We start from the raw sequence: 12,932 nt of genomic DNA on the forward strand, positions 1-12,932 counted from the left end.
CAAAGAAAGGTGGTGGAGCTACGCGGGATCGAACCGCGGACCTCTTGCATGCCATGCAAGCGCTCTCCCAGCTGAGCTATAACCCCAAAATTCCTTTGCATTTGAGTGCACTGCCGTTTACCGACGCTCCCCTCAACTGCGAGGCGCATTCTATGCAGCACACCCAAATGTGTCAACGGCTTTTTTAGGAATTCATTCTGGTTGCTACAAATTCAATCGCCTTGGAGATTCTTTGTTCGCAACGGGCCTTTCCAATGAGCAACATGGTCAAATCCAGACCAGGAGACTGGCCTGCACCGGTCACTGCTACACGCAGTGGCATACCGACTTTGCCCATACCCACTTCCAGCTCTGCCGCGGTTTCTTCAATAGCGTTATGAAGCGCTTCCTGAGTCCACTCAGGTAAAGCAGCCAGCTTCTTCTGAATATGCTGCAGAGGCTCCAGCGCCACACCACGCAGGTGCTTCTTGGCGGCGCCCTCTTCAAACTCAGCGAAATCTTCGTAGAAGTAGCGGCTTGATGCAGCCAGTTCCTTCAGGGTCTTGGCGCGCTCAGCCAGGGCAGTAACAACTTCAGCCAGTGCCGGGCCATTGCTGATATCGATCTGCTGATCTGCCATATGCCATGCCAGGTGCTTGGCCACATACTCAGGATCCAGGCTCTTGATATAGTGCTGGTTCAGCCACACCAGTTTCTCGGTGTTGAATGCAGAAGCGGCTTTGTTGATATCGTCCAGCTTGAAGTATTGCTTCATCTCATCCAGAGAGAAGATTTCCTGATCGCCATGGGACCAACCCAGACGTACCAGATAGTTCAGCAGCGCTTCCGGCAGGTAACCGTCATCGCGATACTGCATCACACTCACGGCACCGTGACGCTTGGACAGCTTGGCACCATCATCCCCCAGGATCATAGAGACGTGCGCATACTCTGGAATAGGCGCACCCAACGCTTTGAGGATGTTGATCTGACGTGGCGTATTGTTGATGTGATCTTCACCGCGAACCACACAGGTGATACCCATATCCCAGTCATCCACTACTACGCAGAAGTTATAGGTAGGAGTACCGTCGCTGCGGGCAATGATCAAATCGTCCAGCTCTTCATTGGCAATCTCAATGCGGCCACGGACATGGTCATCAAATACCACACTGCCCTCTGTTGGGTTTTTGAATCGCACCACAAATGGCTCGTCAGTGTCGCGTGGCGCTTTATCACGGCAGCAACCATCATACTTCTGACGTTCCCCCTTTGCGGCCTGCTCTTCACGCAGCGCTTCAATGCGCTCACGACTGCAGTAACACTTGTATGCAGTGCCCTCTTCCAGCATTTTGGCGATGATTTCGTTGTAGCGGTCGAAACGCTTGGTCTGATAGTAAGGACCCTCATCCCAATTCAGACCCAGCCACTCCATACCTTCGAGAATGGCGTCTACCGCTTCCTGAGTGGAACGCTCAAGATCGGTATCTTCAATACGCAGAACAAATTCGCCCTGATTGGCGCGGGCTTCAAGCCATGAATACAGCGCAGTACGGGCACCACCTACATGCAAAAAGCCGGTTGGGCTGGGTGCAAAACGCGTCTTGATTGTCATAATGGGACACTAACCTATTTTGTCTGGCCTGAGGACTCAGGCTTTCACGGGAAAAAGTGGGTCATATTCTAACAGTCAAAAGCCAAAACGGAAAAGGGCAGCGCCCTTTGAGAATGTTCCGGCTCAGATTTAGCCAAGCCTCAATGCCAGGCTGGTGTAAAACCACTCCCCTGCTTTCATCTATGTCATCCAGCATGATCAATCAGTTGGCTTACTTAATTCCTAAAACAACTATGAATAGAAAAAAACCGCATAGGAAATGGGGTAGATTGAGTTTTACTTGAGAAAGTCGGGTCTACTAAGCTAACGCCATCACTCACGATAAAAGGAGGTTGCCATGGCCAATGTCAGTCAATCCGCCTCCCTGGATAGTATTGCGGCCTACCTGAAACTGGTTGGTAACTATGACGAGTCCACGGCCATGAAAGAGGCCAAGGAAGTCATGCACAATCTGGTGACCATGAGACAACGTGGCTTCATTACCGGCTGGTACTTTGACGAGCAGGGACATCTGGAATTATTGCCAAGCGATGCAGTCATTCACAAACTGAACAACGATTGAGCTCCTTTCATCCCAATCGTTGCTTCAACCGGTGAATACTCAGGCACTTATTCAACAACCTGGCATTTAATCAAGAGCTTGGTGCTTAATCAGGAATGAAGTGCTTTGACAACCTCACCCGACAATACCAATCACCGGGATAATCATGGCCGCCGGATGACTTATTGATTGCCTGGCAGCAAATCTCCCTGCATCAGCCCACCGCGCTTTGCCTGCCATAGCCACAGCATCAACAGTGCGATAATCACCACTGAGCCCAGCACCACTCCCGGCCAGCCGGCATGTTGCCAAAATGGCATCAGATAAGGACCACCCAGCGCCGCCCCCAGATAATAGCTGCACAGATACAAAGCCGTGGCTTTCGCTCTGTGATGCCGAGCGCGCTGCGCCACATAGGTATTACAGCAGGCATGGGTCAGGAAAAATCCCCAGGCCGTGATGAGAAATCCCGCCACGATAAACGGCAGACTGTCCATCAAAGTCAGCAAACTGCCCCCCAGCATCGCCAGGCTCGCAATATACCAGAGTCGATAAATACCTTTTCTGGCAATGACCCTGGCAGATTTGAACGACACCCAGGTGCCGCTGAGATAGCACAGAAAAATCAGCGTGGCCTCAAATCGTCCCAGCTGATAAGGCGCCTGCATCAGATGCAGCTGGATAAAGCTGAACTGGTTGACCATCACCATAAAGGCAAGGCCACCCATCACATAAGCCAAACGCAATCCCGGATCTTTAAGGTGCGAGGCAAAACCATTCAACACCTGCCTGAGCTTGCCCGATTCTGTCTGCTGCAATCCAGCAACCGGTTTGGGTAACAGCAGCAATACCGCCAAAGTGGCCAACAGCGTCAGCAGCGTCAGCGCCCACATGGCCTGCTGCCAGCTGAGATACTGGGCCACAAGCCCACCCAAAAGCCGCCCGACTATGCCGCCTACGCTGTTGGCACCAATGTAAAAGGCACCGGCAGTCAGCAACCACTGACTGCTGAGTTCATCGCGAAAATAGGCCATGGCGCAGGCCGGGATCACCGCCAGAATCGCGCCCTGAAGCAATCTGAGTCCCATCAGTTGTTCAAAATTGCCGGCGTACACTAACAGCGGATTGGATAACGACAGCAGGACAAGCGAAGCAACAATCAGCTGGTAGCGCCCATAACGGTCAGACAGCGCGGCCACCAGCAGCAGTGCCAGCGCCAATGAAAACACAGTGGCAGACAGCAACAAGGTCGACTGCCCCGGGCTGACATGAAATTGCTGGGCAATTAGCGGCAGCATCCCCTGCATGATGTAAAGATTGATATAAACGACCACTGACGCCAGGGATAACGCGCCAATCAGAGCTCTGGATTGATGGGACTTCAACAACACCACCGGACACCTTGCTGACCAAATACAGATAGCCAATGCTAGCAGTGCTGCAAAAATAACAATAATAGATATTTAACACAGCAAATATATGCAAATATTATATTTGGTCTGTTATCTCTACCGGCAATGACATGGAAATCCGGCAACTTCAGCAGTTTCATACGCTCGCCAAACGGCGCAGTTTTACCCTGGCCGCCGCAGAGCTCAACATGGCGCAGCCAGCGCTCAGCCAAAGCATCAAAAAACTGGAACAGGATCTCGGGGTTACTCTGGTGATCCGGCGTGCCGGCAAACAAAATGGCTCGGTGGCATTAACCGCTGAAGGCACAGTACTGGAGCAACATGCGCAGCTGATCTTAAGTCAGGTAAAAAACGCCCGCACCGAAATAAGGGCAATGGCACAGCTCGACGTCGGTCAGGTGCGTATTGCGGTCCCCGGTATGCTCGGCTCCTTCTACCTGCCCTCACGCCTGATGGCCTTTAAACATCAGTATCCCGGCCTGAAGCTGTCACTGTTTTCCGGCGGCACCCGGGATGCGCTGAGAATGCTGCAACAGGAAGAGGTGGATGTGGCGATTATTACTGCCGACGATCTCAGGCCCGAGTTTGCCCACAAACATCTGGTGAGGGAACAAATGGTGGTCGCCGTGGCCGATGACCATCCGCTGGCAACGCAGGAAAGTGTCACGCTGCAGGCGTTTTTCCAGCATGAGCTGGTGATGTTCAAAAAAGGCTACTTTCACCGTGAGTGGCTGCAACAACAGGCCGAGCAGTTGGGACTGAAACTGGATATCGCCTTTGAAACCAACCTGATCAACCTGATTAAACAGCTGGTTGCTCAGGGATTTGCCATCACCAGCATGTTGGATATGGCGGTATCGGCCAATGAAGGCATTGTCTGCAAGCCTTTCTGCCCGCCGGTATTTCTGGATTTGCATATTGCCTGGAAACAACAAAGGCCATTGGGTCAGGCCGACCGCGCATTTGTGGACTTCCTGCTGGACAATGCCTAAGGAAGGTGCGAATAAGTCCCGTGAGTGCTCTGCGAGTGCTGACCGCTTCCAGATGCGCGGCGCAATTTGAAGTTAATGGCCCTAGTCCTTATCGAGAGCTGCAACCAAGCAGATAGAGCTGTCAGCCTCGCCCTACAGGGCTTTCGAGCAATCACGATTTCTTTGGTATTCAACTTTGAAAGGCAACCAGCCTTCCTTTATCTGAATAGCCCGAACTCGCTTCTGCTCATAAGCCAGAGTGCCGCGAGGACTTGTTCGCACCATCCCTAACAAAAATGCCCCGGACCAGCCGGGGCATTTTCATTGCATCAATTTACAGCTGGCTGATCAGCGTTACAGCAGATCGAACCGGTCGGCGTTCATCACCTTGGTCCAGGCAGCCACGAAGTCTTTGACGAACTTCTCTTTGTTATCGTCCTGGGCATACAGTTCAGCATAAGCACGCAGCACTGAGTTGGAACCAAACACCAGATCTACCCGCGACGCCGTAAACTTCACAGCGCCGCTCCTGCGCTCACAGATATCGTAAGAGTTACGGCCGGTTGGCTTCCAGGTGTAATTCATGTCAGTGAGATTGACGAAGAAGTCATTACTCAGCACGCCGACTCTATCAGTGAACACACCCTGTTTACTGTCACCAAAGTTGGTACCCAGAACCCTCATGCCGCCAATCAATACTGTCATTTCCGGCGCGCTAAGCCCCAGCAGTTGAGCTTTGTCCAGCAACATCTCCTCTGGACTTACCACATAATGCTGCTTCTGCCAGTTGCGGAAACCATCCGCCAGCGGCTCCAGCACGGCAAAGGAATGCGCATCTGTCTGCTCGGCAGTGGCATCGCCACGGCCCGGTGCAAACGGTACCGGCACCTCGAATCCGGCTGCCTTAATCGCCTGCTCCAGTGCTACATTGCCGCCCAGCACAATGGTGTCGGCCACACTGATCCCAAACTCAGCGGCAATCGGCTCCAATACCGCCAGCACTTTAGCCAGACGCTCTGGTTCATTTCCTGCCCAGTCCTTCTGCGGAGCCAGACGAATACGGGCCCCATTGGCGCCACCGCGACGGTCAGAGCCACGGAACGTACGGGCGCTGTCCCAAGCAGTATTCAGCAGTTCCTGTTGCGTCAAACCACTGGCAGCAATCTTTGCCTTAACCGCATTCACATCATAATCAGTGCGACCTGCTGGCACAGGATCTTGCCAAATCAACACTTCTGCCGGTACATCCGGGCCGATATAACGGCTTTTGGGCCCCAGATCCCTGTGAGTCAGCTTAAACCAGGCTCGGGCAAACACCTCTGAGAAGTACTCAGGATCGTTATGGAAACGTTCAGAGATTTTGCGATACTCAGGGTCCATCTTCAGCGCCATGTCCGCATCAGTCATAATCGGGTTATAGCGAATACTTGGATCTTCCACATCTACTGGTTTGTCTTCCTCTTTGATGTCGATAGGTTCCCACTGCCAGGCGCCGGCCGGACTCTTTTTCAGTTCCCAGTCGTAACTGAACAGCAGATGGAAGAAACCATTGTCCCATTGGGTCGGATTGGTGGTCCAGGCGCCTTCGATACCGCTGGTCACAGTATTGCGGCCAATTCCGCGTGAGCTATGGTTGTTCCAGCCAAGGCCCTGCTCTTCAATACCTGCGCCTTCCGGCTCAGCCCCCAAATTGGCAGCACTGCCGTTACCATGGGCCTTACCCACAGTATGACCACCAGCAGTGAGGGCCACGGTTTCCTCATCATTCATGGCCATGCGCTCGAAGGTCACCCGCATGTCTTTGGCTGTTTTCAGCGGATCAGGATTGCCATCAACCCCTTCAGGATTGACATAGATAAGACCCATCATCACTGCCGCCAGTGGATTTTCCAGATCCCGCTCACCTGAGTAGCGGCTGTTTTCACTGCCACTGGGTGCCAGCCACTGCTGCTCGGAGCCCCAGTAGATATCTTTTTCAGGATGCCAGATATCCTCGCGGCCAAAGGCAAAACCAAACGTTTTCAGCCCCATCGACTCATAGGCTATGGTACCGGCCAGGATCATCAGATCGGCCCAGCTGATTTTATTGCCGTATTTTTGCTTGATAGGCCACAGCAGACGGCGGGCCTTGTCCAGGTTGGCGTTGTCCGGCCATGAGTTCAGCGGCGCAAAGCGCTGACTGCCGCTGCTGGCGCCACCGCGGCCATCAGCGATCCGGTAAGTACCGGCACTGTGCCAGGCCATGCGGATCATCAAACCACCGTAATGTCCCCAATCCGCTGGCCACCACTCCTGGCTGTCAGTCATCAAAGCTTTGAGGTCGGCCTTGAGCCCGTCGACATCCAGCTGTTTCACCGCATCGCGATAGTTGAAGTCAGTGCCATAGGGGCTGCTTTTGCTGTCGTGCTGATGCAGAATGTCCAGATTGAGTGACTTGGGCCACCAGCGTTGATTGGATGTTTCAGTGGACGTTGCACCACCGTGCATTACAGGGCATTTGTTGCTTGAACTCATATTCCGTTCTCCTCATCAGTCTCCGGCAGGCAATAGCCATTGTGCTTACCGAAGCCATCGATTAATCAAATTGGCATTCCTTCTCGATGACATCCACCGGAAAGGCTCAATACCGGGAAGCTCATATCAGCCATCCCAAATCAGGTATAGCGAAAGAGTAATCGAATTTTTAATTTACAGAAAACAGGATTAACCGATTAAGACGATAGCAAACCCAGAACGCCCTCTTTGAGATGATGAATGGGTCACGGCGTCCGGCAAGCATGCCCGTTAATATCAACGGCACTCTTTTGAGTCAGCCCGGGCATGACGGTTGTTACCAAAAAACTCCCCGGACGGAAGCCGGGGAGAGATGAAGCGAAATAACGTAAACCTCGGTTCAGCTGGCGTCAGCCTGGTTTTCCGGAGCTGCTGCCGCAAAAGCTGGCTGCATATTGCAGCTGTCCGCAATCCTGACGATATGGGGAAATGCGGTTAAATCCATATTAAACCGCCGCGCGTTATACACCTGAGGAACAAGGCAGACATCGGCCAGGGTAATGGTGTCACCAAAACAGTACTGCCCGGCCGATATTGCCAGCTGCGGCTCGATGGCAGAAAAACCGATATTGATCCAATGTCGGTACCACTCAGTTTTCGCCTCATCATCGACACCCAGCGTGCCGGTTAAGTATTGCAACACCCGCAAATTATTGAGTGGATGAATATCACAGGCTATCGTACCAGCCAGCGCCCTGACTTTGGCCTGGGTAACGGCATCGGTCGGCAATAGGCGTGGGACGGGAAACGCCTGCTCGAGATACTCGATTATCGCCAGCGACTGAGTCAGCACCTCGCCATTGTCCAGAACCAGAGCGGGTACCAGTTGCTGAGGATTCAGGGTGACATACTCAGGGCTGTGCTGCTCACCACCGTTATTCACCAAATGTACTGATTTATGAGCCGCCTCAATGTTTTTAATATTAAGGGCGATACGAACCCGGTAAGCGGCACTTGAGCGCCAGTAACCATATAAGGTCATCATGTGCTTACCCCTTATATTCAACAACCTGCTGATCTATGGCGCCAAAAATGCTGTGCCCTGCATCGTCAAACATCTCAATGCGCACCCGATCGCCAAACCCCATGAATGGCGTGGACGGCTTGCCGTCAGCGATGACCTCCAACATACGCTTTTCAGCCAGGCAGCTGGAGCCGGCGCTGCGGTCATAATTGGAAATGGTTCCTGAACCAATGATCGCGCCGCTGCCCAACGGCCGGGTTTTAGCCACGTGAGCAACCAGCTGGGCAAAATTGAACGTCATGTCCACGCCAGCATTGGGCTTGCCAAACAGCCCATCATTGAGGTGAGTCACCAGCGGCAGATGAACCCGGGTATCCTGCCAGTTGCCAGCCAGCTCATCGGGAGTCACCGCCACCGGCGAGAAACTGCTGGAGGGTTTGGACTGGAAGAAACCAAAGCCTTTGGCCAGCTCTGCCGGGATAAGGTTACGCAACGACACATCGTTGACCAGCATCAGCAGTTTGATGTGACCGGCAGCCTTATCCGCAGATATTCCCATGGGAACGTCGTCGGTGATCACCGCAATTTCCGATTCAAAATCAATCCCCCAGTCCTCGCTGGCCAGTGGAATACTGGCGCGCGGCGCAATAAAGCTGTCTGAGCCGCCCTGATACACCAAAGGATCTGTCCAGAAGCTTTCCGGCATGTCGGCGCCACGGGCCTTGCGTACCAGTTCCACATGGTTGACGTAAGCACTACCATCCGCCCATTGATAAGCACGCGGTAAGGGGGACAGACACAGGGTTTCATCAAAAGCCACTACGCCATCCAGAGTCCCGGCATTCAATGCCTGGTATTTTTGTTCCAGCCGGGGAGACAGCTCATGCCAATCGTCAAGCAATTGCTGCAGTGTATGAGCAATATCGGGCACGGCCACGGCATTGGCAAGATCACGGCTGACCAGCATCAACTGTCCATCACGACGACCATTCTGATATGTGGCTAGTTTCATTATCTTTATCCTTATAATTTTCGGCAGCGTCCTGCCCGACTGGCGTTAATTTCTACCTCATGTCCTGCGACAAATAAACAGCGTGAACTGAATCACACTATTTTAGTTGCCGGTCAGGTTTGTAAAGTCCCGATTACAGTAAGCAAATCTGCCCTGACAGCCAAAAGAAATGCCCGGGCAAATTGCGACGGGCATGTCTGAGAACCTGATTGAGAAACAGGTCAAAATGCGTGATTGGCCGCTTGGCTTAAGCACGCTGAATACTATTTGGGCTTATTGATCTTGTACTCACGCAACTTGTTGGCAATGGCCGTATGGGAAATACCAAGTTTTTTCGCCAGCTGGCGGGTACTGGGATAAGCCGGATACAAGCGTCTGAGCAAACTGGCCTCAAACTGCTTCATCGCGTCATCCAGCGAACCTTCAAATTGATGATCAAAATAACCAAAACCCTCGGCATAGGAAGGCAACTTCAGCTGCTCAACCGTCAGCTCGGCACTGCCATCCCACATGGACACCGCTCTGAACACGGCATTTTTCAACTGGCGTACATTGCCAGGCCAGGCATAAGTCAGCAAATGTTCACGGCACTGGGCTGAAATTCGCCGCACAGGGCTTGAGAGCTGCTGACTGTAATGTTCCAGGAACATCTCTGTCAGCGGCAGAATATCGACTCTGCGCTCCCGCAGCGACGGCAAATGGAAACTCAGCACATGAATTCTGTAGTAGAGATCTTCACGAAACTCACCACTCTGACACAGCTCTGCCAGATTCTTCTGGGTAGAGCAGATAATCCGCACATCGGCCCTCACCTCTTCATCACCGCCTATGCGCCGGAAGCTGCCATCCTGCAACAGTCTGAGTAATTTCACCTGAGCGGCACGGGACATCTCCGCGATCTCATCCAAAAATACCGTGCCGCCTTTGGCTTCTTCAAAGAAACCTTTTTTTACCACCTGACCATTACTGACATAACCAAAAAGCTCCTCCTCCGCCACGCTGTCAGGCAAGGCTGCGCAGTTAATGGCAATAAACGGCTTTTCCCGGCGCATACTGGCATCATGACAGGCACGAGCCATCAGCTCCTTGCCGGTACCGGTTTCACCGGTAATGAGCAGCGGCGCATCCAGCTGTGCCATACGTTTGGCCTGCTCCACCACCTGTTTCATTTTGTCACTGACGGCAAGCACAGATTCAAAACCGGCAATCTGGTTTTGCAGCGCATTGAACTGTTTGCCGACTCTGGCGGGAGATTTCAACGACACCACGGCGCCGGCAAGAATGCTGCTGTCATTCTCATCAGGCAGATAAATGGGTAACATTTCAGCCAGATATTCATTCTGACCGATATACACCCGGGTCGCCTGAGCCAGTACCTGCGACTCAGCCAGCCAGCGACTGAAATTAAATCCCTGAACCCAATGGTTCAATGGCTCATCCAGCACTTCATGTTCCCCCATTTCCAGGGTCATCAGTGCAGACTCGTTGACAATACGGATACGACCTTTGGCATCGAGGGAAAATACCGAGTCCGGGAGGGTTTTGAGCAAGGTTTTGAGGGCGTAGTGTTCCTGCTCAGAAGGCATGAATGACACAGTGCGCACATCGTTGACCGACTCGACTTTACGGATTTGTGGCATCAGGGCACTGAGGGTATTGAAGCTCACTTCGGCAAACTGAAAATATAAAAACCCTTTATTGCTGGCATCGATGGCAATGAGATTGATGCCGTAACGCTCCAGTACCACCAGAATATCCTTGGCCAAACCGATTCTATCCTGACAACTGACTTCCAAGCGCATGTTATGCTTCCTATTCAATGGTTTTCGGCTTTGTTATGATTCTGACTTTGCCAAAAATCCGGGGCTGTTCGCATTTGAGCTGCCGCAGAAGTCGTTGCGCTGCGCAAAATTGCTGGGGCATCGCCGCGACGAGCAGACAACAACAGATTGTCGGGGGATACCGCAGCCCGTTTTCAGACTATTGCTTGCAGACTATTGTTTTCAGAGCATGGAGCTCTTGACTGACAGCGACACAAAGCAAGACTGTAACGCCCCTCAACAGCTCAAATATCAGTATGAGCAGGGCCTGTCGGGATTCAGAAAAAGTGTTGATGTGTCCCTCTGAATGTCTTTCTTTGAATTTCCCGGGCGGCTCGCGGTATACGTTAAAAGGAAAAGTGCTGGCTGGCAAGAGTTGTTTACAGCATGTAGCGCCAGAGTAAATCGTCGTAGCGTAAACAGCCGCCTTGAAGCGGTGATTGCAGAAAAATAAACGCGTCACCAACAGTGACGCGTTTGTGATATTCAGCTCAGCGACCAACGATTACCGAGCTTGAAAAAGGTTTAACCTTACTTGGGACTCAATCTGTCCCCCGGGTTTCAACACTGTGGATAGCGGTGGCTGGCCACCCATTCAGTCCAGCAATAAGTCGGTTTTTGCCGCCATGATAAAATCATTGCGATGCAGTCCCTTGATGGAATGTGACCACCAGGTCACTGTCACTTTGCCCCATTCAGTCAAAATGCCGGGATGGTGAAACTCTTCCTCCGCCAAGTCTGCCAACTTATTGGTAAATGCCATGGCTTGTTTAAAGTTCCTGAACTTGTATACACGCTCAAGTTGCATGATGCCGTCGCGCACCTGCACACTCCAGTCTGGGATCGCCCTGATCAGCTCAGGTAATTCCGCATCCGTGACCTTGGGGGCGTCCGCCTGACAGGCTTCACACTTCATTTTTGCTAATTCAGACATCCTTAACTCCTTGTTATTCTATTTTATGCTGCCAAGGCACCGGGATAAACTGCCGGCATCCGCAGCCAATGCTGTCGCGCGAACTGTTTGCCTGTAACAAGCCCACAGAGACAGGCAAGTGCTACCGCAGATGCTCATCAACCGACCTTCACCTTGGGCTCAAACAAAGGCGCATACAACCCCAAGCGTTGAGCTTCACGCACTGCCGCCATAATGTCCATGCCCGCGATTTCATCCAGAAACTCAATATTGTCAATCACGTAATAAATAGGTTGCATGATATCGATACGATAAGGTGTCCGCAGTACCTGCAGCAAATCAAATGGCTTGCGCTGAGGTGCGTCGCCCATGGCATACAGGGTTTCTCCGGGTGAACTCAATATGCCACCGCCATAGATGCGCAGCGCCTCCCCGGGGGCCTGAACCAGACCAAATTCCACGGTAAACCAATAGAGCCTGGCAAGAAACACTCGCTCCTCTTTGCTGGCCGCCAGCCCCAATTTGCCATACACCTCAGAAAATCTGGCAAATGCCGGATTGGTCAGCAGGGGACAATGGCCAAATATTTCATGAAAAATATCCGGCTCCTGCAGATAATCAAATTCCTCTTTGGCACGAATAAAAGTTGCTACCGGGAATTGTTTACTGGCCAGTAACTCAAAAAATTTGCCAAAAGAGATCAGAGCCGGCACCGCCGCTGTTTTCCAACCGGTCGCCGCCATCAATATGTTGTCCACTTCAGGTAATTGGGGAATGCGGTCGGCGGGCAACGCCAGCGCCTTCAACCCATCCAGATACTGTTGACAGGCTCGCCCGGGCAAATTTCCGGCCTGACGGGCATAGAGTTGTCGCCAGGTATCATGTTCATCCGCCGGATAGGAAATCACCCCCTTCTCATCAGGCTGTCGTGCCGTGTATTGCGTGTGCTTGCTCATCCTGTGGCTCTCTCACAATCAGTGTCCTCAAGCAATAGTGTGACAGGCTGCACGCTTTGTTAACTTTTTGTAGAAAGGAATTCTGGTTGCTAAAGCACTCTGGACGTAAATCAGGCGTTACAAACCACAACATTCAGCATCAAAGCCCTGATGGCGGCGTTTCCATGTGTGTGGGCAATTGTTGACACACTCCCCA

The 12,932-nt window shown here is 52.3% G+C and carries 10 protein-coding genes and 1 tRNA gene; 2 read left to right on the forward strand and 9 right to left on the reverse strand.

The window, feature by feature from the left end:
* Positions 1-10: 10 nt before the first annotated feature.
* Together ACRRUX_RS00005 and gltX are read right to left on the reverse strand one after the other, a co-directional pair.
* Positions 11-86: transfer RNA gene (locus ACRRUX_RS00005), tRNA-Ala, on the reverse strand.
* Between the two features lie 98 nt (positions 87-184).
* Positions 185-1,594 carry a glutamate--tRNA ligase gene (gene gltX / locus ACRRUX_RS00010; RefSeq protein WP_432526127.1) on the reverse strand — a complete coding sequence of 470 codons (1,410 nt, stop codon included), beginning with the start codon at positions 1,592-1,594 and terminating at the stop codon, positions 185-187.
* A gap of 337 nt (positions 1,595-1,931) precedes the next feature.
* Between gltX and ACRRUX_RS00015 the strand changes: the two genes are divergently transcribed.
* Positions 1,932-2,156, forward strand: a complete 225-nt coding sequence (locus ACRRUX_RS00015; protein WP_432526128.1) for a hypothetical protein — start codon at positions 1,932-1,934, stop codon at positions 2,154-2,156.
* A gap of 161 nt (positions 2,157-2,317) precedes the next feature.
* Here the strand turns inward: ACRRUX_RS00015 and ACRRUX_RS00020 are convergent, their stop codons facing one another.
* Entirely contained in the window at positions 2,318-3,526 is a 1,209-nt protein-coding gene (locus ACRRUX_RS00020; protein WP_432526129.1) for an MFS transporter, read from the reverse strand.
* Positions 3,527-3,657: 131 nt separating this feature from the next.
* On the opposite strand from ACRRUX_RS00020, the gene ACRRUX_RS00025 reads away from it, so the two are divergent.
* Complete coding sequence (locus ACRRUX_RS00025) at positions 3,658-4,539, forward strand: LysR family transcriptional regulator (RefSeq protein WP_432526130.1); 882 nt, start codon at positions 3,658-3,660, stop codon at positions 4,537-4,539.
* Between the two features lie 333 nt (positions 4,540-4,872).
* On the opposite strand, the gene katG is transcribed toward ACRRUX_RS00025, so the two are convergent.
* From katG to phhA, 6 genes are all read right to left on the reverse strand, one after another.
* A complete protein-coding gene (katG, locus tag ACRRUX_RS00030) occupies positions 4,873-7,032 on the reverse strand; it encodes a catalase/peroxidase HPI (RefSeq protein ID WP_432526131.1) in 2,160 nt (719 codons plus the stop codon).
* A 379-nt stretch (positions 7,033-7,411) separates the two neighbouring features.
* Complete coding sequence (maiA, locus tag ACRRUX_RS00035; RefSeq protein WP_432526717.1) at positions 7,412-8,053, reverse strand: maleylacetoacetate isomerase; 642 nt, start codon at positions 8,051-8,053, stop codon at positions 7,412-7,414.
* A gap of 7 nt (positions 8,054-8,060) precedes the next feature.
* Positions 8,061-9,047, reverse strand: coding sequence for a fumarylacetoacetate hydrolase family protein (locus ACRRUX_RS00040; protein WP_432526132.1), 987 nt, complete (start codon positions 9,045-9,047; stop codon positions 8,061-8,063).
* 263 nt (positions 9,048-9,310) lie between these two features.
* A complete protein-coding gene (gene tyrR, locus ACRRUX_RS00045) occupies positions 9,311-10,849 on the reverse strand; it encodes a transcriptional regulator TyrR (protein WP_432526133.1) in 1,539 nt (512 codons plus the stop codon).
* A gap of 613 nt (positions 10,850-11,462) precedes the next feature.
* A complete protein-coding gene (locus ACRRUX_RS00050; protein ID WP_432526134.1) occupies positions 11,463-11,801 on the reverse strand; it encodes a 4a-hydroxytetrahydrobiopterin dehydratase in 339 nt (112 codons plus the stop codon).
* A gap of 137 nt (positions 11,802-11,938) precedes the next feature.
* Positions 11,939-12,736 carry a phenylalanine 4-monooxygenase gene (phhA, locus tag ACRRUX_RS00055; protein WP_432526135.1) on the reverse strand — a complete coding sequence of 266 codons (798 nt, stop codon included), beginning with the start codon at positions 12,734-12,736 and terminating at the stop codon, positions 11,939-11,941.
* Between the last annotated feature and the right edge of the window lie 196 nt (positions 12,737-12,932).

The organism is Shewanella sp. GXUN23E (genome assembly GCF_050865035.1).
Lineage (GTDB): Bacteria > Pseudomonadota > Gammaproteobacteria > Enterobacterales > Shewanellaceae > Shewanella.

What these genes read in the sequence shown, in the direction of transcription:
- ACRRUX_RS00015 (WP_432526128.1), top strand. Translation starts at nt 1,932, where the DNA reads ATGGCCAATGTCAGTCAATCCGCCTCCCTGGATAGTATTGCGGCCTAC.
- maiA (WP_432526717.1), bottom strand. Translation starts at nt 8,053, where the DNA reads ATGACCTTATATGGTTACTGGCGCTCAAGTGCCGCTTACCGGGTTCGT.
- ACRRUX_RS00025 (WP_432526130.1), top strand. Translation starts at nt 3,658, where the DNA reads ATGGAAATCCGGCAACTTCAGCAGTTTCATACGCTCGCCAAACGGCGC.
- ACRRUX_RS00050 (WP_432526134.1), bottom strand. Translation starts at nt 11,801, where the DNA reads ATGTCTGAATTAGCAAAAATGAAGTGTGAAGCCTGTCAGGCGGACGCC.
- gltX (WP_432526127.1), bottom strand. Translation starts at nt 1,594, where the DNA reads ATGACAATCAAGACGCGTTTTGCACCCAGCCCAACCGGCTTTTTGCAT.
- ACRRUX_RS00040 (WP_432526132.1), bottom strand. Translation starts at nt 9,047, where the DNA reads ATGAAACTAGCCACATATCAGAATGGTCGTCGTGATGGACAGTTGATG.
- katG (WP_432526131.1), bottom strand. Translation starts at nt 7,032, where the DNA reads ATGAGTTCAAGCAACAAATGCCCTGTAATGCACGGTGGTGCAACGTCC.
- phhA (WP_432526135.1), bottom strand. Translation starts at nt 12,736, where the DNA reads ATGAGCAAGCACACGCAATACACGGCACGACAGCCTGATGAGAAGGGG.
- tyrR (WP_432526133.1), bottom strand. Translation starts at nt 10,849, where the DNA reads ATGCGCTTGGAAGTCAGTTGTCAGGATAGAATCGGTTTGGCCAAGGAT.